Origin of the sequence: Coprobacter fastidiosus (assembly GCF_030296935.1) — a bacterium.
In the GTDB taxonomy this organism is placed as follows: Bacteria; Bacteroidota; Bacteroidia; order Bacteroidales; family Coprobacteraceae; genus Coprobacter; species Coprobacter fastidiosus.
This window is the reverse complement of sequence record NZ_AP028032.1, coordinates 776,309-800,857: the sequence shown is the minus strand read 5'-3', so window position 1 is coordinate 800,857 and position 24,549 is coordinate 776,309. Positions and strand designations below refer to the sequence as shown.

At 36.4% G+C, this 24,549-nt stretch carries 15 protein-coding genes and 4 pseudogenes; 5 read left to right on the top strand and 14 right to left on the bottom strand.

What is annotated here, in order from left to right:
* Window positions 1-302 precede the first annotated feature (302 nt).
* Window positions 303-3,938 (top strand): glycoside hydrolase family 2, encoded by a 3,636-nt coding sequence (locus QUE35_RS03240; protein WP_022601109.1) that lies wholly within the window; start codon window positions 303-305, stop codon window positions 3,936-3,938.
* 112 nt (window positions 3,939-4,050) lie between these two features.
* Window positions 4,051-5,277 (top strand): glycoside hydrolase family 99 protein, encoded by a 1,227-nt coding sequence (locus QUE35_RS03235; protein ID WP_022601110.1) that lies wholly within the window; start codon window positions 4,051-4,053, stop codon window positions 5,275-5,277.
* 166 nt (window positions 5,278-5,443) lie between these two features.
* Here QUE35_RS03235 and QUE35_RS03230 read toward each other — a convergent pair whose 3' ends face one another.
* The 13 genes and pseudogenes from QUE35_RS03230 to QUE35_RS03170 form a co-directional block, all read right to left on the bottom strand.
* Entirely contained in the window at window positions 5,444-7,957 is a 2,514-nt protein-coding gene (locus tag QUE35_RS03230; protein WP_022601111.1) for a Kelch repeat-containing protein, read from the bottom strand.
* 531 nt (window positions 7,958-8,488) lie between these two features.
* Entirely contained in the window at window positions 8,489-9,622 is a 1,134-nt protein-coding gene (locus QUE35_RS03225) for an AAA family ATPase (RefSeq protein ID WP_022601112.1), read from the bottom strand.
* A 334-nt stretch (window positions 9,623-9,956) separates the two neighbouring features.
* Complete coding sequence (locus tag QUE35_RS03220) at window positions 9,957-10,622, bottom strand: hypothetical protein (protein WP_154659340.1); 666 nt, start codon at window positions 10,620-10,622, stop codon at window positions 9,957-9,959.
* A pseudogene (locus tag QUE35_RS03215) lies at window positions 10,622-11,177 on the bottom strand (GIY-YIG nuclease family protein); the annotation flags it as partial. The pseudogene QUE35_RS03215 and the gene QUE35_RS03220, both read right to left, overlap by 1 nt.
* A gap of 66 nt (window positions 11,178-11,243) precedes the next feature.
* A complete protein-coding gene (locus QUE35_RS03210; protein WP_286262325.1) occupies window positions 11,244-12,935 on the bottom strand; it encodes an N-6 DNA methylase in 1,692 nt (563 codons plus the stop codon).
* 111 nt (window positions 12,936-13,046) lie between these two features.
* A complete protein-coding gene (locus QUE35_RS03205) occupies window positions 13,047-13,751 on the bottom strand; it encodes a type I restriction enzyme HsdR N-terminal domain-containing protein (RefSeq protein ID WP_286262321.1) in 705 nt (234 codons plus the stop codon).
* 1 nt (window position 13,752) lies between these two features.
* A complete protein-coding gene (locus QUE35_RS03200; protein WP_022601116.1) occupies window positions 13,753-13,950 on the bottom strand; it encodes a helix-turn-helix domain-containing protein in 198 nt (65 codons plus the stop codon).
* 94 nt (window positions 13,951-14,044) lie between these two features.
* The gene (locus tag QUE35_RS03195) at window positions 14,045-14,449 is read right to left on the bottom strand and encodes a hypothetical protein (RefSeq protein WP_031258563.1); all 405 of its coding nucleotides are present in this window, start codon (window positions 14,447-14,449) and stop codon (window positions 14,045-14,047) included.
* Window positions 14,450-14,484: 35 nt separating this feature from the next.
* A pseudogene (locus QUE35_RS03190) lies at window positions 14,485-15,423 on the bottom strand (relaxase/mobilization nuclease domain-containing protein).
* Window positions 15,413-15,721 (bottom strand): MobC family plasmid mobilization relaxosome protein, encoded by a 309-nt coding sequence (locus QUE35_RS03185; protein WP_022601119.1) that lies wholly within the window; start codon window positions 15,719-15,721, stop codon window positions 15,413-15,415. The pseudogene QUE35_RS03190 and the gene QUE35_RS03185 overlap by 11 nt, the downstream one beginning before the upstream one ends.
* Before the next feature lie 139 nt (window positions 15,722-15,860).
* Window positions 15,861-16,936, bottom strand: a pseudogene (locus QUE35_RS03180) (DUF6371 domain-containing protein).
* Between the two features lie 83 nt (window positions 16,937-17,019).
* Entirely contained in the window at window positions 17,020-18,387 is a 1,368-nt protein-coding gene (locus tag QUE35_RS03175; RefSeq protein ID WP_022601121.1) for a DUF3987 domain-containing protein, read from the bottom strand.
* An 11-nt stretch (window positions 18,388-18,398) separates the two neighbouring features.
* A complete protein-coding gene (locus QUE35_RS03170) occupies window positions 18,399-18,767 on the bottom strand; it encodes a helix-turn-helix domain-containing protein (RefSeq protein ID WP_022601122.1) in 369 nt (122 codons plus the stop codon).
* 288 nt (window positions 18,768-19,055) lie between these two features.
* On the opposite strand from QUE35_RS03170, the gene QUE35_RS03165 reads away from it, so the two are divergent.
* A complete protein-coding gene (locus tag QUE35_RS03165) occupies window positions 19,056-20,789 on the top strand; it encodes an McrB family protein (protein WP_022601123.1) in 1,734 nt (577 codons plus the stop codon).
* A gap of 28 nt (window positions 20,790-20,817) precedes the next feature.
* Window positions 20,818-22,155, top strand: a complete 1,338-nt coding sequence (locus tag QUE35_RS03160; RefSeq protein ID WP_022601124.1) for an McrC family protein — start codon at window positions 20,818-20,820, stop codon at window positions 22,153-22,155.
* Here QUE35_RS03160 and QUE35_RS03155 read toward each other — a convergent pair.
* A pseudogene (locus QUE35_RS03155) lies at window positions 22,152-22,920 on the bottom strand (mobilization protein). The gene QUE35_RS03160 and the pseudogene QUE35_RS03155 overlap by 4 nt on opposite strands.
* 283 nt (window positions 22,921-23,203) lie before the next feature.
* On the opposite strand from QUE35_RS03155, the gene QUE35_RS03150 reads away from it, so the two are divergent.
* Window positions 23,204-24,502 carry a phosphoribosyltransferase-like protein gene (locus tag QUE35_RS03150; protein ID WP_022601125.1) on the top strand — a complete coding sequence of 433 codons (1,299 nt, stop codon included), beginning with the start codon at window positions 23,204-23,206 and terminating at the stop codon, window positions 24,500-24,502.
* The last annotated feature ends 47 nt before the right edge of the window (window positions 24,503-24,549 follow it).

Sequence of the window (24,549 nt, the reverse complement as noted above, 5' to 3'; positions counted from 1 at the left end):
AAGCTTGTTGTTCTCCTCATAAAAACATCCTCAGAAAGAACCCTCACCCCAGACCTAGGCAAAATCTCGACAGGGACTTAGATTCTTTATTTTATTGATTAATTTTTATCCTAATGTGATATTAAGAACGATTTAAGGCATTATTAATCCAAAATTTAAGATAGTGCATTTTTCTTTGTATCTTAGTTAATAATGCATGGAAAACCTCATTTGTTTTGATCATTCTTTAGGTTCATAGAACATGTATCGAATTATATTAGAAAACACTAAATATAAACATCTTCAAATAAATAATAACTAATATGCAAACACACTTAAGAACTCTAAGTTTGGGATTGGCTCTGAGTCTGGGACTCGGACAACTAAGTGCCCAAAATGGCGTTTTCAAAGAAAATTTCGCGACCGATGGGATGACTCTTAAAACTATCGGTAGAGGTGATTGCCATGTAAAAAATGGCGTTTTTAGCAGTCGGGAATCTTATGCTCTTTTCGGAAATCCCGAGTGGAAAAATTATTCGGTGACTTTTAAGGCGCGAGCTCCTAAAGGCAGTGAGCAGGTGCAGATATGGGCAGGTTTTCGAGCTCATAATCGTAATGACCGTTATATTGTCGGGTTAAAAGGCGGACTGCAAGATGATATTGTTCTTGCCCGTCAGGGATATATGGGTACTGATGAGTTTTTTGCCGTAAAACCTCTCGGATTTCACCCGATTCCAGGAGAATGGTATAAATTTAAGATCGATGTAGTCGGGGATCGTATAAGGGTTTATATCAATGATGAAAATACTCCCCGTATAGATGTGACTGATAAAAACTCAAATTTAGCTCCCAGTGGTCAGGTTTCTCTTGGTGGCGGTTGGTTGACTACCGAGTTTGATGATCTTGAAATTAAAGAGCTTCCCGAGAATTATTTTCAGGGAATAAAACGCCAGGAATATAAATATGCTATGTCTCCGGCTGAAAAGGAGGCTAAACGGCAAAGAGAAAGAAGCCAATATAAGGCAATTGAAGTGGGAACTCTAAATCCAGGGCGTACAGAAATCAGTCTTGACGGTCAATGGTTATTTATGCCTGAATATCAGTTGAGTGATCAGGATAAGGCCGTAAATCCGGCTGTGGAAGATAAAGATTGGCATTCGATGAGCGTTCCTAATTTCTGGAATCCCATTCGAATTTGGCTTCACGGAGAAACATTCGGCTCTGAACATTACCCGAAAGGTGTTTCAGATACCTATTTTCAACAAGAGACCGAACGTTGTGAAAATTATACTTTCGAATATGGAAAAGTAAAAGCAGCTTGGTATCGTCAATGGATAGAATTGCCCGAATCGATAGAAGGTAAACAAATTGAATTGCATTTTGATGCTGTGTCTAAGGTTGCAGATGTATTTATTAACGGGAAAGAAGCCGGTTCGCATATTGGTATGTTCGGTGATTTTTCGGTCGATGCCACTCCATATTTAAAGCCGGGTAAAAATCTTATTGTTGTTAAAGTAGTTCGTGATTTTATAAAAAATATAGCGGATGCAGATAAAATTGTGGATGTTGCCGTGACAGTTCCGGTAACTAATAAAATGTTGAAAGATATTGCTCATGGTTTCTATTGTATCGATAATGGAGGAATATGGCAACCTGTGCAAATGGTAATTACAGACCCTGTAAAAATAGAGGATGTATTTATCAAGCCTTCTCTTACCGGAGCTGATTATGAAATCACTTTGAAGAATTACGGTAAGAAAAAACAGTCATTTGATATTAACGGTAAAATTATCGATAAGTCGAACAATGTGCAGTTGAGCGATGTCCTTTTACAGAAAGGGGTAACATTAAATCCGGGAGAGGAAAAAATTGTTATGGCGAGTGTGAAAGGTTTACAACCTAAATTGTGGACACCACAGCACCCTAATCTGTATAATTTTAAGTTTTCTTTGAGTAATAAAAAAGGTGCGATCGACAGTAAAACTATCACTTCAGGATTCCGTACTTTCGAAAAGCGTGATGATGGTTTTCTGTATTTGAATGGCAAACGTTATTGGCTGAGAGGTGGAAACCACACTGTTTTTGCTTTGACGCCGAATGATCGTCGTATGGCTGATACTTTCTATCAAATAATGAAGAGCGGTAATATAGAAACTACCCGTACTCATACTACTCCTTATAATGAGTTATGGATTACTGCTGCCGATGAAAACGGTATAGGTATAAGTCATGAAGGAACTTGGCCTTGGCTGATGATTCAGTCTTCTATGCCAGACCAGAATTTGATCGATATGTGGGCAGACGAATATATCGGTATGTTGAAAAAATATCGTAATCATCCGTCTATTTTCTTCTGGACTATCAATAATGAGATGAAATTCTATGATAATGATCCGGATAAAGACCGTGCGATCAAAAAAATGCAGATTATCGAAAAAGTAGTAAAAAGAATGCGTGAAGTAGATCCTACTCGTCCTATTTGTTTCGATTCTAATTATAAACGTCCGGAAAAACGCTTTGGAAAGGATTTTTTCAAAACGTTTGATGATGGAGATATAGATGACGATCACTCATATATCAATTGGTATGATCATACTGTGTTTAAACAGTTTAATGGTGAATTCCAGAAAAATAAACGTGAAGGCCGTCCTTTGATCAGTCAGGAGATGTCTACCGGATATCCGAACAATGAGACCGGGCATCCGACAACATTCTATACGTATGTACATCAGAATCCTCAGGTATTGGTGGGAGATGATGCTTATCCTTATGGAGATCCGAATGCATTCCTTGAAGCACATCGTTTCATTACCGCCGAGTTGGCAGAAGCTCTTCGTCGTAGCAATCCGGAGGCATCAGGTATTTTACATTTTGCATTACTTACTTGGTTTAGAAATGTGTATGATGTAAATACCATCGATCCTTATCCTGCATATTATTCTATGCAAAATTCATTGAACCCTCTTTTGGTTTCGGCCGAATTATGGGGACGCCATTTATATGCCGGATCTACATTGCCTGTTCGTTTTTGTGTCGTGAATGATTTGGAAGATGGTAGTAGCGTACCGGCTTCTACTATTACATGGAGTCTTATAAGTGCAGGACAGGTGTTGGCAAAAGGTAATGTTGATGTTCCGGTTGTTGAACATTACGGACGTCAATGGATGACTGCCAATATCGATGTGCCTTCTAATTTACCTGAATCCCGTGTGGATGCTAAGTTGAAGCTTGAGTTGAAAGATAAAGGTGGAGTATTGTTGAGTCAAAATGATTATAATATTACTTTGGCAACCCAAGAGTGGAGTAATAACGGAGAACTGAAAGATAAGAAAATCGTTTTGGTAGATAATAACAATACTGCTAAAGTATTTGACCAATTGCAAATACCTTATACTAAGGTCGCTACTGTTGCAGAGGCAGTGAAAGCAAAAGCCGATCTTTATGTTTATGCCGGATTGGATGATAAGAACTGTTCTGCAGAAGAATTGTCAAATATGAGAAAATCAATTCAAGATGGTAAGAATGCTCTTTTCTTGAATTGTGAAAAAGCGATGTTGAAAATGTACCCGGAACATTTTACCGGATTTCTTGTTCCGACAGAAGGGGATATTGCAACGATGGAAGTTCCCGAATCTCCCGTATTCGATAATATAGAAAAAATGGATCTTCGTTATTTTAACAATAACAAGCGTGAGATTCCGACAGTTTGTAGTGCTTCGATGCAAACTGTACGGAGTGAGAAAGTCGTTCCTTTAGCAGCTCAAATGAAAATCCACGGTTATATTAACGGCGATATGCATAAACGTTCTGAATACGTATCGACGATTAAAGGATTCCCCTTGTTGATGATTCAAGATCAAGGTAAAGTCTTGGTTTCTACTATGCGTACCGATAAAGCTGCAACAGATCCTATTGCAGGAAAATTACTTTCAAATATGGTTAGTACCATGCTCAAGTAAGATATGATAACATACAATTAGTTAGAACTGTGTCACGACAATTTTTTAGGAAAGAATCGTGACATAGTTTTTTAAATAGTACACACACTTTTATATTTAATTTTATTGATAGATGAAGAAAACTTTTTGTGTTTTATTGGGGATACTTATTTTTTGTACTGCCGGAATTGAGGCCAAAAAGAAGTATTCTTCTTATAAAGGGTTGATAATGGCCGGCTATCAAGGTTGGTTTAACACTTCGGATGACGGTGCGAATCGAAAATGGAGACACTATCCCGGAAAACAGGGATTTAAACCCGGTTCTTGCAGCATAGATATGTGGCCTGATGTCAGTGAATATGAGAAAGTATATTCTACACCGTTCCGTTTTGCAGACGGAGGTGTGGCCTCGGTATTCAGTTCTTATGACGAATCTACGGTCGATACACATTTTCGTTGGATGAAAGAGTACGGTTTAGATGGGGTATTTATGCAACGATTTGTAGGAGAAGTGAAAAATCCTTCGGGGAAAAATCATTTTAATAAGGTTTTGGCTTCGGCTACAAAAGCTGCCGATAAATATGATCGTGCAATTTGTGTTATGTATGATCTTAGCGGAATGAAGGGAACGGACGCATCGTTTGTTTTGGATGATATAGATGAACTTACACGTTTATTTAATATCGGAAATCGGAAAAAGAATCCTTCTTATTTATTCCATAACGGTAGACCGCTTGTCGTGATTTGGGGAGTGGGATTTAATGATCGTCGCAGATATACTACTGAAGATGTCGAGTTGATTGTCGATGGACTTAAAAAACGGGGTTTTAGTGTGATGTTGGGAGTTCCTACTTATTGGAGAGAATTGAGGTCTGATACGGAGAATAATCCGAAACTTCATGAATTGATTCGTAAAAGCGATATTATAATGCCTTGGTTTGTCGGACGTTATAATGACCGGAGTTTTGAGAAGTTCAAGCATTTAGTTCCTGAAGATATTGCTTGGTGTAAAAGCAATAAGATAGATTATGCACCTTTGGTTTTTCCCGGATTTTCATGGAAGAATATGAAAGGCATGAACAGCCATTCTACACCGAGAAATAAAGGTCAGTTTTTATGGGATCAAATGTATAATGCCGTAAGTTCCGGAGCTGAAATGATTTATGTAGCTATGTTCGATGAAATGGATGAGGGCACGGCCATATTTAAATGTGCAACAAAAGTACCGATTGGAGAATCTGTTTTTGTCCCGATTGAAGAAGGCTTGTCGAGTGATCATTATTTGTGGTTGGTAGGGCAGGGGAAAAAGATGTTGAAAAATCCGAAAGGCTTTTCTTCGGAACTTCCTGTCAGAAAATGATGATATTATTACTTGAATATTTAGTTTAATAAAAAGAGTCGATTCAAAACTTTGATGAATCGACTCTTTTTATTTTTGTTTATTTACGGGAATAATTGACTATTCAGTGAAAGAAAACTTAAGAAATACTATTCCGAGCACTTTATTATAAAATTGGGATAGCTATTTACTCTTCTTTTGTTACATCATTGAAAGACAATCCGTATTTTTCACCTAAAAGGGTTTGATATTCTTTGCAGAAGTTATCATATATGCTTTTAGCTATACCCATTTTATCATTTCGGCAGAAGATAGAACACTTGATGCGTAAAGCTTCTTCATTGAAACTGTCATGTTGAAAAATGGAGTCTGCTATTTTTAATCGGAACTTGTCATTATTCTGGAATTCCTCTTTATGTAATAATAGATGTAACAAATCTATCGTTATATCTGAATAATGGCTTTTGAAACTGTCGAGGTAATCGCTTTCTGTATTAGGCAATAATGGTCCGTATAGAAGTAATTCAAGAACTTTGTTAAAAAATTCTTCATCATGTACTGTTGTTTTGGTTGCCTCGTCTATATAGTTTAAAGCAGTATGATAGTCGCAGAAAACATCGTCCCCTAAAACTATTTTCCAAAAATTATTATCATTGACGATTTGTATATTACCGACTTTTTCAAGCAATAGACGTAAACGACTGATAGAGACGTTACGGTTATTCCGGGCAGACTTTTCGTTTTTGTCTCCCCATAAAAGATCATCCAGTTTTTTGCTTGTAATGCCTCTGTTATCTTTTTCGGTATTGAGCAATATTAATAATAGAAGAGATTTTAAAATAGGAGTAAATGAAGAGGTTATATTTTCTCCTGTTTTACTTTTTACGTTGAATGACCCCAATAGACATATACATGCACGATCACGATTAAAATACGGTTTATCCGGGACGGTAAAGATCAAAGAGTCTGTTTCAGATTTGCTGGTAGAGAATTTATTATCCTTTTTCCGGTTTTTACCACGTTTCCGTATGAAATTACTCGTTCCTACCAATAATATTAATGCAGGAATCAAATACCAAAGGAAAGAAAAATCTTGCTTTTTTTTGTCTTGTTGCAAAATCTGAGAATATACCATTGGAGGATAAGATAATGAGTATATTTGTATTTGAGACGGTTGCCCGTTTTTATAATTCTTCGCATAAAGACAATATAAATGTTGTGAACGAGGGGCATGATATAATTGGGAGAATGAAAAGTCTGCACCCGAATCGAAATGTTGTATTTCCGATACAGGAATAATTCCCGGTTCATTTATAGAAATTTTCAGTAATACTCCGCCCATATTTCCGGTAATAATATAAAAACAAGACTCCTCTTTATTGTAAACCATATTGCTCCCCGGAAGGAATTTCTTGTCGAAGTTTGGCACTTCCCACAGCTTTTTTGTTTCGAAAGAATTCAGATCTATTGCATATAAATCGGAAAAATCGCGTGGAGACAACTCCTGATGCCCGGAAGGGCATCCTTTGCCACCGAATATATAAAGTGTATTATCTACGATTGCCGATGCAGGAGAATATCTTGGATATATCTCAGGTATGATCTTTTCTGTAAATTCTCCTGTTTGAGGATTGATTTTGAATAAGGTGTTTTTATACAGGAAAGAGCCGTATCCTCCAAATGTAATAATGGTAGAATCGGGTGCTATGCCCGATGTGTGATGCCAAAATCCGGTTTCTTTTTCATTCTTTGAAGTTTGAGTCCATGCCTTATCGGTGAAAGAAAATATTGATATGGTTTGATCATCTAAGTTGTAAGATTCCAAACGATTCGTCTTTGTATTGAAAATCATTTGATTTGTGCTTGCAGCTGCGGGATGTCCGGTGATACCCCTGATTGTGTCTTGATGATTTGTAAGAGGATTATAGATGAACATTTCCTGACCACCGGTTGTAATATAAAACAGTTCTTTTTCCGGGTCGAATGCATACTGAGGGTTTCTTTTAAATTGGTAGTTGTATATATTTTTCCATACTGCATGATCATCTGTGAGCCAATGAGGGTTTATGGCTTTTGCCGGACTATGATTGACAAGATCGTAACATACTCCTTTACCATGCTGACTTAATTCCCAATGGCGAAATAACTCTTTTCCGTTGTAAATATGAATGTTTTTTACATTTATAGGAGCGGCATCCGGAGTGTTATAATCCGGATGGTCGCAAGCACCGAAATAGATACGGGTGTTTTTTATCTGGTTGAAATCATAATCATACACTCTTTTTATTGAGTTATAAGATAATTCTATTTTGTTTTGTTTAGTCAGAAATGTAATACTGACAGGAATCCATTTATTTCGTATTATCGTATCACTGATAAAAAAACGTTTATCTTTTATCACGATAGCCGGCCGTTTTCTTTGGAGAGTATCTATAGAAAAAATAAGATCAATGTTTTCGTTATTGTTTGTTATGATACGCATGGCAAAACCGAATATAAGTTCGTCACGAATATTCATTTCGAATGAAATTTGTTGTTTGTCTTGTATCTCTATCGGATTTCCGTTGTCTAAAATCAAAGAAGTCCGTTTATTTCCGTCATGCAGATGACTGTTAAAAAATAATCCTGAGGTCAACTCTTCAGCTGATACTGATAATATTTGGATAGATATAAGGAAGAAAAGTCCAATTATTTTTTTCATGATGTTCTAAGTAGTGAGAACGTGACGTTATAAATCTTAGTATGCAAAGAAATAAAAAAAATAAGAATCTTGAAAATTACGTAATGAAAATTCACTTGGGTACACTGTTCTTTTATAAATAGATGAATGTTTGGAAATGAACCTTATTTTATAGAGAAAACAGTAAATTTACATACAACGATGCCGAACCACCGCTTTTAGTGTTTCTTTTCATCGTTATTCCTTTTTTTAGAGGCGAAGGTGTTTTATAGTTTCTTCGCCTCGATTTTTGCCGATGCAGTATGTGTACATTATTGATTATCAATAGTATAGCACTCTAAAAGGTACAACCTATAGGTTGGCAAGTATCTGAGAATGTGTAAGTTAGTGATTTTTAGCACTATTTTCGGCTTGTACCTCCATTTTGGAAAGTAAAAATCAGTATAATTTCTTGAATATCAAAATGTTAAGTACAAAAAAACTTGTGAAAAATGGTGTTTTTTGATGAGAAAAGGTACAAAAATGGCCCTGAAACAAGGGTGGACATTATGATTATTTTGCGAAGTACTCAGTCTTCAACCAATAGGCATAAATCGGGTCTTGGAACGAGATTTCACCAGCCTTATTGTCCAATATGTCATTTTTGATAAGGGCAGCCTTTGAGCGGGAGATTGAGGTCGTTGAAGAGATTTGATAGCGATGCATCACTTCAGTTGAACTAATAGCCTTTTCTCCGGCTATAAGGGCCTTGAGATAGTTCAGTTGCTGTGTGGTCAGTGTTTCGGTGATTATTACAAACAACAGACTTAATTGTTCCACCAATGCCGTGTGTGCCTCACGCACGATCTCAACGGTGCATACATCCTTTGTTCTGAGCCATGAAAGCTGTGCCAGCTGCTGTGCGTAATATGGATGGTTATCTACGAGCTTTGCAATCAAATGGCTTGCTTCATCGCTGATGTTCTTGCCGGTATCAGCAAAACGACTCTTGAAAAATTCCACGAGGCAAGGTGTCTCAATCTTATTGAGAAACATCAGATTGCCGAACTTGTAGAATGGCTTGGAGGAGTCGGTAAACACTTCCATCATCATGTGGCGCTTGCTGCCATAAAGACAATAGGCTACACTCTGGTGCAGCTGCCAATGTGAACGCAACTTTTTCTGGAAGTAGTCTGGGTCGGTAAATTCCGCGATATTTTGGAACTCATCTACGCAAATCACGATTTTCAGCCCTTTCTTCCTGGCAATCTTTTCAGCAAGATCGAGCACTTCATCGGGGTTGCGGTTTACCTCTTCCCAATCAAAGTCGATTGAAACCTCATTGGTGGGGTCTGTACCGATTGAAATCTTGGGAACAAGGTGCGAAAAGAAACTCTTCGCATTTTCGATTGCCTCCTCCCATTTTGTGGAAGTAGCGGCAATAACCTTTTGGGCAAGCAGCGAATAGAAATGTTCCTCACTACGCACATTGAAAAGGTCTATATGACAGATTCGGAGATTGCTATCCTGCGCCATTGCCAACTTCGCCGCCTTATTTACAAGCGAACTTTTACCCCAGCCGCGAGGAGAGATAATAATTGTATTGATTAACGATGTGAAGTACTGGACCAAGTAAGTTGTTTCTTTCTCACGGTCTGTAAAATTCTTCTCGGTAGCAATCTTTCCAAATATAAACGGAGTTTCCATAACGCTCTATTTTTTGATTTCCAACACAAATATAATACATAAAATGTAACTACAGAAACTGTCGCAACAAAAAGTGTATATACATTTATTGTAGTATTTTACTGATTAGTGTTGTCTTTGTATAAATATCAGGGCAAAGGTTGTACAATCATAATGAGTTTCGCTTTCTAGTAATAAACAATATATTGTTTATTATAGGTGAAATACGAATTCTACGAATAATATAATAGTGTTTAGTATTTCAACGCTCTATAATGTACGTCAAAGCTGATTGTCTCCGAAGATCTATTTCTGTAACAATAATATAATAAAGCAAAACAGCTATATTTGTTTACTATATGATATGTTGAGTTATGACAAAAAGTACAATAAGCTGCTTTATTTTTATAAATACTATTCTAAACCTAAAGAATCCCCAATTTAATGTCATAATACATTCTGGTCCCTGCCAGGGTAGCTCATAACATTCATTTTTGATATAATTCTTCATAAAAATTTGGCATATAGGGAACATTGGGCAAACAAGTTGATTTACGTTTGACATTCTTTTGTATAAAGATTGATTAGCTATTAATGCCCAAATCTCCAGATCGGGTTTTCCCTGTTCAACAGTATTGGGAATACTAAGATCCCCAAAATCATTCCATATTACAGGAGTGCCACAAACCTCAACTACTAATTGAAGTAATTCTGCGTTTATGTCATGTTTTGTCAACAACTTTAACAAAGGGATCATACCATTTGAAATCTTGCCCCGATCTAGTATTTCAGCAGGATATTCAAGCTTTCTATCTGAATTATTGCCAAAGAGAAATTTCTGAACAACACTCTTGTATGTCTCAGCTATTTCATCGCCTAAATCCTCTATAGAAATACAGGTTCCATTATTCGTAAGAACTTTTGACTCCTTTATAAAATGTTCAAAAATATCGATTATATTCTTATCCGGATTATTATTTGCATAAACCATATGGTCTATCAATGTTATTCCAGGATTCAATATCCTTTTGCATCGCATCCGCGTCCTTTCGTGTAAAACAAATGCTCTTCCTTGGGCTGTGCTATATCGAAAATATTGCACCCTATAAAAGAGGCAAGGAACTTGACATCCTCGAAAAATTCATCCATAGCATCTCGCTGATGTTCGGGCAAGTTGGTGTCTTGGGTATTTGCTTGTTTTCACTGAGAACAAATGTTTTCGCTTTTTTAGCCTCAGCAATGGCCTTATACTCCAATATTGCACGTCTGTTTTCGTCATGTCTTCATCTTTTGAAACGAAGATGAGGGCCTTGTGCCAAAACTCCTTTTTGTTGTCGTGATCTTTCACACGTTCTTTGAAGTTTTCTGTTTCGCCGATATAAGCTTTTGGCTTAGTCGCTTCATCTTCACCTATTAGGATGTAAAACGCAGGCTTCTGTAACTTTTCCTGTTTGTTCAAGTATGACAAGTTGGAACGAGGCACTACAAACATCTGGCATATTTTGTTGCTGATGAAGGAGTATTGCGTATCTTTCGGATCACTGTCAATGAGATATGTAGTTACTGTTTTACCCATATTTTATACAGAATCTATCATGAACAAGATTTTAACTATAAAAAATCTTGTTCATGATGATGTTTATTATAGATTACCAATTTTCGCTTTATTTTTGATTCCCATCAAATTTTCTGTTTTATTTAATAATTTATATGATTGCGCTATTAATTTAGCTTCTTGCTTATTTAGAATTATCTTTTTAACCTTATCTGATAATTCTTTTTTTAATTGTTCGTCAATAGGTATAGGAATTTTAACTTCCATTAATCTATTTCCTAAAGTTGAAATAGTTCCTTGTCTAAAAGATTTAGATTCAATTTGTTTTTGCACTACTTCCAAACCAAGAAGAGCTAATAATAAGTAAGGAGATATAATATCTTTTTTTAGAACTTTAATTCGTCTAAAATGACTTTGGATAACGATCTTAATATCTGCTTCAGTTATCATTGCAGTTCTTCCCATTAAATAAGTCCCATCATTTACAACCAAAATATCATCAATCTCAATGTTTTGTTTTTTTCTATATAATTCATAAATATCCTTAGAAAGACAATGAGTACAGTCTGTAGTTATTTCCCAATTTGAAACTTCTGATGTTCTAACAAAGGGGATTTCACCTGTTCCATAATTTTCACTACCAACTTCATTTCCTCTACTTACTTTGATTATTTTTTCTTTCTGTAACTCTTCAATGCTTTTGATTATATATTTTCCACTTTCTCTATATTCATCTAAATCATTCTCTATATCTGGATTATAATATTTTGGCAAAAGAATATTATTCTTTACTTCACTAAGTTTCATATTCCATCCTAAATGAGAATGTTTTTCGTTCTTATCTATTTTCTTTATATATTCAGGAATTATTGAAATCTCATCTTCATTAATTTCTCTACCTCTTTTATCATGCCCGCATGTTTTAGTGTAACTCATAAAAAATGTATAATCCTTTCTAGGTTTATCTGTTCGTCTCAAAAAAATTAAATGAGTTTTCGTTGGAGTATATGGCAAAAATGTACTCATTGGTAAATCTATTAAACCTAAAAGTTCTGCACGTTCTAGCATATGTTGAACTATATACCCATCAGTTGGATTACTAAGCATTCCATCTGGTAAAATTATAGCCAAACGTCCTCCTTCTCTTACAAAATCTAAACATCTGTCTATAAAAAGAACTTGTGGAGCCTCTTTTTCTTTTATCTTACTTTTTTCCCATAACTTGATTTTACTATTATATTTCCATTTGTAACCAAGAGGATATTGTGATAATTTTTTTTCTCCCTTTACCGGTATCTTAGCCCCAAATGGAGGATTTGCCAATAATATATCAAATGTCCCTAATTGAATATTTGATTGTGTTTTTGTTTGCCAATTCTGTGGAAACTCTAAACTATCTTCACAAAATATTCCACTCTTACCATCGCCCATTATTACCATGTAAGCTTTTACAACTTTTGAAAGGAATGTATCTTTTTCTATTCCTCTAAAATTGATATTAGCTTTAGCTATTTTTTCATTATTTATTTCATCTTGAGGCCAATTAAATTCTTTACCTTTTTTTTCTATTTTATCATGTAAATATTTTAATCCCTCTATAAGAAATCCTCCTGAGCCACAGGCAGGATCTATTATCTTATCTTCTGTATCAATATCAAGAATCCGAATAGCTGTTCTTACTACATTTTTAGGAGTAAAGTATTGGCCTTGACCACCTTTTAAAGCTCTGTGTATAAATACTTCAAATGCATCTCCAACTACATCTCTTTGGGCTGTCATTAATGAATAATTCTGAAGTTCACCGACAACGTATTTAAGAAATCTATCATCTAAATCTATAGATTCTTTAGTATCTAGAATGTCCTTATAAATAATTTTAGCCTCATTAAATCAATCTTTAATTCTCTGAGCTACTTCTTTTGCACTCTCATTTATACCAGCTCTAAATGAAACAATATCATCAGGTTTAGTAAATTTCTCATCATATAGCTTACACAAAATAATATTAATTATTTGACGAGCGAGCTCTTCATCTCTTGTTGTTCCTACAGCATTTCCTGCTAAATAATTTCTAATTGAAATAAATTTAGCCTTAAGATTGTGTGTAGATTTTAAGTCTGCACGCTTAAATAGTCCAATATCTTCTAATCTTTGAAGATATTGGGGTATATTAATTATAGATTCATCAAATAATATATGTCCTTCTGTTATGTATTTTCTTATATAATGTGTTGATTCTCCATTATACCAAACCCCCAATTCTGCTTCTGAAAATTTTAGATAATCCTTTAATTGTGATATACCATCTTCTCTTGTTTTTTTCTTACATTCTACTATAATATATTCTTCACCTCTCTTTTTTTTAGGGGTTTTAAATACCACAATATCAACAGGATATTTATATGAAGTATCAGACGGAGATGCTTTTACTCTAAACTGAGGATGAGTTTGTATATTATCTTTGGGATAATGATAGTCTTCAACCAATATTTTCGAATATACTTGTACAGCTTCTACTTCTTCAGGTGAAGCTTTTACTTGTAAGCCTGATATATAATCATGTATATAACCATTTTTTAAAATATCCTTTTCCATATTAATTTTTAATTAAATCTTTGACGTTTACATCTAAAATTTCTGCAATCTCAAATAATACTTCTAAACTTGGTTGCCGACGGTTGCAAACATAAGAATTGACAATACAAAAGCTCTTTCCGAGCTTTTCTGCTAACCATGTCTGTTTAATGCCTTTTTCTTCAAGCACCTCTTTTATTCGGTTCATAGGTTTGTCCATTGTTTAATCCTTTGTTATTTTACAAAGATATAAAACATAATTATATAAAAAGAGAAAAAGGAGAGAAAGACCTCTCCTTTTTTAAAAATCTACATTATACCTCCAACTCCTTCAACGGCAACCCATAATTATATTGTCGGAAGAATCCTTTGTGAATAAGTTTCAAACCAAGGGTCTGATAATACTTGTAGTCGTCATCTTCGGTGCAAAGGTATTTGTAATCATAGCGCGGGGCGTACTCCTTGAAGAATCTGGCAAGGTCTTTCAGGCTTTCTTGCTGGTTTCGTTTGAAGTTACTGCGCACAATGATAATACCCCAGTCAGGGATACTGCCAACACCACAACTGTATTCCCAGAAACGGATATATAAATCCATTTCGCCAACATGGACAGAAACACAAATACCGTTGGCGTTGTGCATAACGGAACAGCGGTTTCTGTAACCGAATCTCTCACACAAATAGAGATTGAAATTGTAAATAAAATCGGAATAGTTCATAATAATTTGAATTTTGATGGTTAATAAAAAATTGATTATAGACTAAAACCTCGCTTGCGTTTTGGTTTCTTTTTCTTCTTTTTAAGCCAGTTGGCCTGTATCGCTTCCTCCGTATCATAATCCGTAGGAGAGGGAGTGAACAATCCCAGACTGATGCTGGCATGATTCTTTTGCTGATAATCATGCCGAGGTTACTCGCGTATGGTTTCTGCCTGTGCCTGACGCTGGTTCATGGTAGCAGAAAGAGCGTTATATCTTAGCTCCTGGTCGATGTTCAGTAAACTGAACTGGCGATCAATCTTGGAGACGCTAAAAGTCATCTGGTTGCATGTGAACTTGACACCTTGCATCTCGCTAGTCGTGCGGCTTAGCTTCCATTGCGTATCAATTCCATATCTCCGTAAGGTCAGTCGCAGCTCACTCCAGCTTCGGGTGTTCGGAACTTCTCGTTTCGAGGCATGATAGATAAAATATTTTATCTTGTCGTGACGGCGCAACTGCATGAAATTGACATGCTCTTTTCCTTCGGCAAAATGCAAGCGGTAACGGGTTGTTAGCATATTGCAAACCTTTTCGTTCCGGTAACGGTCATTCTTGTCGCTGATGGTGCGACCGTCATTATCCACCCGGTTGTAAACGATATGGCAATGCGGATGGTCACGGTCGATATGTCGGGCGATGATGAACTGCGTGTTCTCAATTCCCATCAGTTTCATATAGTCGTGGGCGATTTTCAGCATCAGCCCATCATCGTCACGGATGTGATCCCTGTCCTCTGCTGAAAAGCTCAATGATATATGACCGACCTTGTTCTTGACCTTGTTATTCAATAAAGTCTGCAACTCAAATTGCTCGGCTATTTCTTCGGGTGAACCGTAGACACCAACCGCTTTCAGCAGGCGTGATTTATCTTCTCTCAGCACATAGTTTGCGCACCCGGAAAACGACGTGCCCTTGACAATTTTACCTATCATCTTTGAGCTGTTTTATGAGTTGTGAAATCTGTTGGGCGACGGTCCGGCACTCATCGGCCACACGATAAAAACCGTAAGCATTGGCTCGTTTGGCAAGCTGGTTCAAGTTCGTGCTTTCGCCAATCAGTTTTCGGATGATGTCAAGATTTTCTTTCGTAATCCGTTCGCGCACCGTACCGTGTTCGATGAGTGAACGCACTACCTCGCTTTGACTGCGTTTACTGCGTCGGCTGAGTGATCTGAGCCGGTCAAACTGTTCGTCTGTAAGACGGATTGTAACTGTATTTTTCTTGTCCATAATATTTGCTTTGGGGATTAATAATTGTGACCATCGGGAGCTGTCTCACCGTCTTTTGAGGTGAGCAAGTGGCCGAGAAATGTAATACACCGGCATAAACTTGCTCCAGTGAAAAAGAAGTGAATCAGACATCTGAAAGTCATCGTTTGAAAAGTACTTTCCGAGTACGTTGAACCGTTGCTGAAAGAGGTGCTTTCTCCACATTGACAAGTTGTAAATCGAAAGTTTCGACCAGCATTTTCAAGGTCGGATTCAACGTGATAAGACGATTAAGAATAGCCTCCTTTGTCTCTTCTCTCAGCAGAAAATCTGCGATGTCATAACCGGCATCCCGTTCTTCTTTTGTTGCGTTTCTTTCCATAAAATCGAAGAGAGAAACCTTTATTCCCAGGCTCCGGATCATCTCCATTTTGCTGCTCCAATAGTCGGTTGCACCCCGGTTGGGGAAGAGAAGGAGACGGCGGTTTCTCAATACGCTCATGGCATCCCGATTAAACGCTCCGTTCTTTCCGCCCGAAGCAATCCATAGATATTGCGGCAGATAGAAGCTGGATATCAAAGCGCTTTTTTCATTCTCCACAAGGACAACCGGACGCTGCTGGTCGGAGGACAAAAGATGTTCACCAAATAGGCATTGCCGGAGGTTGAAATTCTCTTTCTTCAAAAGGGAATGTACCCATGTGATATAGTTGTGCGGCTCTTTAATCCGTCTTCCGTTTTCAGGATTGTAGAGCATCACTTTTCCGGTGCGTACCCGTCCGGAAATATCCACCTGCCAGAAGACTGTAGCTCCCGGCCAATGCTTCGAGATTCCAACATGGTAGCGCAACATCAGTTCTTCGGTAGCCTCCTGCCCGAAATGGAAACTCAAGAACTGAAACAGCTTGTTCGTGTGATACAGCTTCAGGGACTGCCTCATGATTTCCGGCTCAATGAATGAAGGCTCAGGAGGCAGACTGATGCGAGGCTTTGACCTCGGCACAAGCTCTTCTCTCAATCGTTCCTTGGCAATCGGGTTTTCGTCAAAGTACATTTTGGGCGTATAATTGTAGCCACATTTTTGTTCATGGTTGCATCGCCCTACATAATCGGGAAAGCTGATTTGTTTTTTCCGTATCGATGTATTTTGGCGAAATAACTTTTGCGGTGGCAGTTCGGGCATGTATGCCGGGTGCTGACACCTTTGTATGGTTCTAATATGAATCTGTAGTTCATTTTTCTTTCTGTTTGGATGTTACTATGCACATTTTCGCAACTTCACAAACCCCTTGGTTGCGAAAATGTGCATAGTAACAGGTTTATTTACTGTATTCTCCATGATTCTCTTTTCTGAATAATGTTCCGATGTGGCGTTTTAGAAACATCTTGAAAGCATGCTCTTTCATTCCGTAACTTTCAGTGATACCGATACCTTCTGCCGTCGTAAATCTCTGAGGCAGGTTCAGGTAGATGTTGCGGTGCAATTCGCTCAACTGTTCCTGACTGACGGCAATCTGCACTTTTACGGCTGTAGTCCGAAAATACTCAGTCAGCAGGATGGCACGGTTCACACTTTCAAGGTCAATTGTATGCTTGTCGCACTCTTCGTAAGTCCATCGAGCAAGCTGGATAATCAGACAAAACCGGATAATGTAGATTCCCAGTTTGCAGTAAATACCTACCAAGGCATCATTGGTTTCCATATCACATTGGCGGGCATTTTCATGCTGCCAACCGTAAAGCCGTTGCTTGGCATCTTCATCAAATAGCAGGCATTGAGGCTGCAACTCATTATTCTCGTCATGCGGACAATCCTGTGCGATCAGCTTGTCGATAATCTGTTGCCACTGGATTTCCAGTTCTTCAGGAGTTTCCCGGTCGTTCCATCTGCTTTTCAAGACAGATTCGGGCATCATAAAAAAAATACGGTCAATAAAACTGTTACTCGAACGCTCGCCCTTGACCAATTCACCAAGAATCTTCTTTTGGATGGTACCGATAACGGAGATATAGGGACGTCTGATAAAAATGGAATTTTGCGTACTCTTGCGGTCGGAAATCGTAGGCTTGGCATTGAATACCGAAAGCCAGAATTGTTCTTCCGAACCGTCATTGTAGTGGTTGAAATTCTTGAACCAGGCCGATAGCTCGTCCGACCAAAGGTAGAGTCCTCTGGGATTCTGGGCATGTATCAGGCTCAATCCTTCGGGAGTGATATCCGAAACAAAAAAGCGTCTGCGCACGGGAGCCTGCGGAAACTCATCCAAACCGGTTTCCAAGCGTTCCTCCTTACTCATGGACATAGTGCGTTCATACTCGGCATACAACTTCTGATACTCCTGATTCTGACAATAGTCATGTTCAATGAACGGCTGGAAAGCAAAACTCAGTGGATGACTTTTATTAGCTCCAGGGCGACCAATCAATGCCATGTACAGAATGGGACTTTCCAGCCAGTTGCGTTTCACCTGCACCAAATGGGAGTTGCCAATCCCCACGGCAATGGCCGCAAGGATAGCCGCAGCAACATAATCCACGGGATAGCCCTGACAATCGTGCAAACTGCTGATGATACGCTGAATCCTGATAGGAAAGACTTCTGTCGGGAACTCACCGCCAGACATCTTGGCTCCGATGCGCACAGCCTCGCCGATGATACCTTCTGCTGTTAATTTGGAAGGTCCCATAGCCGTGCAGATCAAAAGTTATAGCCTCCCTTTGGTTTGCGTTTCGCTCCATGTACTATTTCCGCAGCCTGTTCCTGAAGCGACATTGCCCGCATCTGCTTGCGTCCGGACTCAATCCATTGCAGCAACTCATCTTCATAGAAGTAGAGTTTCTTACCTCGTTTGTAAGCCGGAATCAGTCCTTTACGCGCAAGCGTGTAAATGGTAGGCTTTGCCTTTCGTGTGATTTTGCAGGCTTCGTCAATTTCAATAAGACGATGCTTGTCGGAAGAGGTCTGCGGTTGCAGTGCCGCTACCATTTGCCGGATTTGTTCCATCTGTTCTGTGAGATAACCTACCGCCTGCGGCAGCTTATCAAAAGTGATTTGTTCGTTTGCCATACGTACTCGTTTTTAATTGTTCGCTGGCAAAGGAAATTGGTGTTTTAATGGTGGAAAACATCACCGGAATATAACTGTGAGATAACTTTTGGAGGTAACAGATAATGATAACTAGCTAATTAATGAATCCATTTTATATTGTAACTGATTGCTACTTTCTATTGTACAAATTATTGAGCATATTTTTATAAAATAAAGATGGATAGAAAATAAAATTAAAACTGATAAGCTTTACTGAGAAAATATTTTTTGCTAAATTCGATTATTATTTTTATCTGTAAGAAATATATGGAAGACTATTACTATCGGTATAAATGTTTGTTAGAATACTTTGTTACTCATTTAGAGTATGTCCAAACAAAATCTGAAAATATTGTTGGATATAAAAAGTATATAGAACCTATACTTAATAGCTTTATTGTAACTGGATTAGGTTATAATGACCAAGCTATACAGAACCAAATATCAAACTGGGCTAATTATGGAAAACATAAATTGTGCATTAATGTTACATGTAGCTTTGGATCATATATGACAAATCAATGCTATTTGAATTGGAATGGTACATGGCTAAATACGAGGCCAATTTGGAATAAGGCAAAGCAAATTATAACAGGATTGTATTTATCCAAACAAGAAAAAGCATCAGCAAAGTCAGAGATGTCTTTTTCATTGTCGGAATTAGGACTTTTTGACGACATGGCTCCTAATGAAAATCTAAAAAATTTTTTTGATACATTTGAGACTTTAATAGTTAACAAGGAGAAACATGAAGCTATGATTGAATATGCTAATTTACTTAAGAGTAACAAGAATCTGATTTTAACAGGTGCTCCTGGTACTGGGAAAACTTACTTGGCGAAGTTGATAGCAAAAGAATTTGGAGCAACCGAAGAGAATCATCAATGTAAAATGGTGCAATTCCACCCTTCATATGATTATACAGATTTTGTTGAAGGATTGCGGCCTATTCAAAAAGAAGGAGAATCTAATATCGGATTTGAATTAAAGCGTGGAGTATTTAAGGATTTTTGTGCTCAAGCGCTTGAAAATCTAATTGATAGCAAAAAAAGTCGTCAAGACATAAATGAGGATGTGATGTTTAAGAATGCCTATGATGATATGATAGACAAAATCCGAAACGAAGAAATTAAAGAGATTCCTCTAAAATCAAGCTCTATGAGTATGGAAATAGTGGATGTTTCAGATAATAATAATCTTATTCTAAAGGCGAAAGGTAACGATTCAAAAAAAACATATATAGTATCTTTTAATAGGCTAAGAAAATTATCATTAGTCTATAAAAATATTGAAGCACTAGATTCTATACACAATATTTACAAAGCTGTTACAGATGCCATAAAAGGATGTCATACATCAGCATATTGGGCTACATTATATTTCTTATATAAGAATTTTATACATCATAATGCAATAGAGGAAAAGCGTGTAGAACGTAAGAATTTTGTATTTATTATAGATGAAATAAATAGAGGCGAAATTTCAAAAATTTTTGGAGAATTATTCTTTTCGATAGATTCAGGATATAGAGGCGAAACTGGAAAAATTCAAACTCAGTATCAAAACCTTATAGAAGATGGTGATATGTATGAAGATGGATTTTATGTGCCAGAAAATGTATATATTATTGGAACAATGAATGATATTGACCGAAGTGTGGATTCTATGGACTTCGCAATGCGTCGACGTTTTGCATGGAAAGAAATAAAAGCGACGGATAGAATAGAAATGTTAGATGAATTAAGTGATTTAAAGAATGAAGCTATTGATAAAATGGTTAATCTCAATATGACCATAGAGAAAACAGAAGGACTAAATTCATCTTATCATATAGGTCCAGCATATTTCAGAAAGGTTATGTTATATAAAGATAATCCAGATACAATGTGGTCATATTTATGGGATTATCATATTAAAGGCGTACTCTATGAATACGTAAGAGGAACCGAAGATGTTGATATAAAGATGGCGGCATTCGAGAAAGCATATAACAACAAATAAAAACAATTTCAACTGCAAAGCAAATATAATGTCTAATGTATATAAAACTTACGATTATAGTCAAATTCCAATAACTCAACTTAGAGATAAAGATAGAGAGAACTTATCAAAGATAGCAAATTTTACTATACGAAATCTATGCGAAAACAATAATTCTAATTTATTGATATTCTCTCAACAACTAGATATCCATCATGATGGTATTGCTGATAGCTACATTTTTACAATGGATAACCAAAAGTTGCAAACAGGAGATTTGTTGGGCTTTATTGGAATAAATGATAGTCAAATTACTATTAGTACTAGATTTTCGAAAAATGACATTGAGGATTATTTTTTACATTATATGTTACAAAAAGTATTTCATATAAATTTGTTAGACCTTCAACATTCAATATCAAACGATAGAATATTTGACTTTTTGACATACATGTTTCCGTTCTATTTGAAAAGGGCTTTGAAGCAGGGATTATATAAGAAATATACTACTAAAAATTGTAATAATATCAATGTTAAAGGAACCATAAATATTTCAAATCATATAAAAAACAACACCCCATTTACTGGGAAGATTGCATATAGAATAAAGGAGTATAATTGTGATAATGACCTTACACAACTTATAAGGCACACAATCGAATATATAAGAGATTCATATATGTCTGCGATATTACAAACAGATGCAGATACTGTAGCTTATGTTTCTCAAATATGTAATGCTACACCATCGTATGACAAACGTGCGTTAAATAATATTCTAATAAAAAACAGAAATCCAATTTTTCATCCATATTATACAGAGTACAGAATATTACAAAAATTGTGTATCCAGATTTTATGTCACAAAAGGCTGAAATATGGGGTTGATAATAATCGGATATATGGCTTATTATTTAGTGGATCATGGCTTTGGGAGGAGTTTATACATAAAACAATATTGAAAGAATGCGGATTTAGTCATCCACAAAATAGAGCTAGAAAAGGTGGAATCTATTTATTCAATAAAAATGAAGCAGATATAAATTTTGTAGTTAGTAGATGCAAACGTTATCCTGATTATTTTAAAGAAAATTTCATATTAGATGCTAAATACAAACATTTAGATAATAATCGTATAGACAGAAATGATATGCATCAAATTATATCATATATGCATGTTGAAAAAGCTAATATTGGCGGTTTCATATATCCTAAATCCACAATGGATATAATGGTAACTAAATTAGGCGACTTACGTGGATTTGGTGGTGTGATATACAATATAGGTGTACCAATACCTCAAGAAAAAGAAACATATGCTATGTTTAGTTTAGAAATGACTAATATTCAGGAAGAATTAAAAAGAAAAATATTGGATCTTAGCTAAGATAAATTCCCATTTAATTTAATATGACATACAGACTCAGTATGTGACATCTTATGCTCAATAGTTGAGATTTCCAAATCACGGAGAGTATGGGCAAAGACATTCTTGATGAATGTGGCAGTATGAACACGCTTTCTGCCAAAAGCCTTGCCTATATTCCATCCAAAATACATAATATCAATGCTTTTAAGTTGTGAGTCAACCTTTACAGGAGATATCTTTTGTAAGGTATCGCCTGAGCTATATTCTACGATGTATGCATATAAACGGTTGAGATCTTCTTCACTCATATAGGCAACCATTGTTTGCTTAGTATAATTGAGCGCCTTTTCTAATTTGGTTTGAATAACATGATTCTTTTTTGCTATAGCGTTGGTTCGCATGACTTCATATTCTGAGGGTTCAGAGATTGTTTCTTCAGCGGTAGGAGCAGGGTCAATGACATTGGGGGCAGCCTGATTTGAATCTTCGATTGTAAGGGCTTCCGGAGCAGAAACGGTATCATTGTGATTTTTCATCGTTTGAAAAGCTGTGAAACGGAATAGAAAGGTTTCGATGTTGTGGTAACAGTAGTTGGTTGAAAGTTATCTGTAAACTGGCATAGATCGCCATCAAGACAATTACTGTTGCAAAAAATGCAACACTACTACTGAAATCGTCAACACCTTTGGATAAAACAAACTGACGAGCTAAAACGCCAACAACAAGAGTACCTACCAATACAAGGGAATAGAGTGTAATATGTTCTATACTTTTCTGATTCATAGTGATATTTGCTAATTGTTTGTGCGCAAATATATGTCATTTCATAGATACCATGTTATAAATCCAAGAAAGTGGCAGCATTTGTCCTCGATATGGTACTTATTTCTATGCCATCTATGCCACAATAGGATGTAATTTAGGTAGATTAATATATGTGGAAATATTCAAATTCGAGAAAAAGTAGTACTTTTACAAATGAAACAAGACTTCGTGAATATTTAAGGATTAAGTTGAAATCATTAAGCTGTTTTGAGATAGGTGTAACCATAAAGTTATCAAGTGAATGAGAATACCATCAGAGAATTTGCAGAAAAGAATAGTAGATACTATTAGGTACAGATTTTACGATAGGTTAGAATTGTATGATGTGTACCGATGGCTCGACAACTTTCAAGATGACGAACAGGAAATGGCTGTATCTGTATTGGAAAAGTTGGAGTATTATCGTGAAGAAGATCTGTTGGGAATGCTATTATCAAAACTTAATACTATCTTTAAAGATCTGTGGGGCGAGATTCAAAAACCATTTCGTGTTTTGTTTATGCCACTGGGTAAACCTGGGAAAAGTGGACATGTCATTATGTATTTGGTAAAAAATCTGTTCAGAAATCAAACGCCTAAGAACATAAAAGGAATAATGTATTATAATCATCCCAAGGATATAGACGTTCAATCTTTGATAGATGAAGATGTCATAATATTCCTTGATGACATAATTGGCTCTGGAGATTCATTTGCAACAGACTGTAAACTAACGTTTGAGAAAGAAAAGAACGGAAAGATACTGCAAATAAATAATGAATGGACAATAGGTAATATTGTAAAAGAAAATGCACCATATAAGATCGTCCTTTTGAGCTGTATCCTGATGGACAAAGGAAAGACTAGGTTAGAACGTGATTTCCCATACGTAAAACTGTATGGAGATGTCAGAGTTCATGCGTTTAGTAAAAATAAATCGCCTTTTGGAGGATATCTTAAGATGAAAAAAATCAGGGAGTTCTGTTATAAATATGGTCAACAGATATGTAGAAGACGAGAATTAGGCTATTCCAATTCACAAGCTTTGGTTTTGTTCGCCCATGCTGTTCCTAACAATACACTACCAATAATATGGGTTGATAAGTATGAAGACAATGGTGTAAAATATTGGCAGCCTTTGATTGCACGGAATCAGCTGAAAAAACAAAACATGGCTTTTATTCAAAGGATGGACAATAATAGATGGGTTTTTAAATTGTCTCAGTTCTTTGGAGTTGATTTGGATAATCCGGACTGGAAGGGTATTATCCAAGATAAAAATGTAAAATTAACATATCTGTTGAGATGCTTAGAGAAAAAAATGCCAGAAGTGGTTATAGCCAATGAGATGGGATTGACTAATGATGATATGGCTTCTATATTTGAGGAAGGAGAGAAAATTGGCATGTGGGATAAAGACCATAAAGTTACATACGAGGCCCAGAAAGCACTAGCTGAAGCATCTAAGATATTTAGAATTGAGAATAAGGAAAAAGGATTTTTCTATGTGGATGATAGAGACTATATGTATATACCAGAGACTTTCAGGGGGAAGTCATAGGATTTTAGCTTTAAGTAAAGATGTAATACTCTTTGCCTGTATGTCCC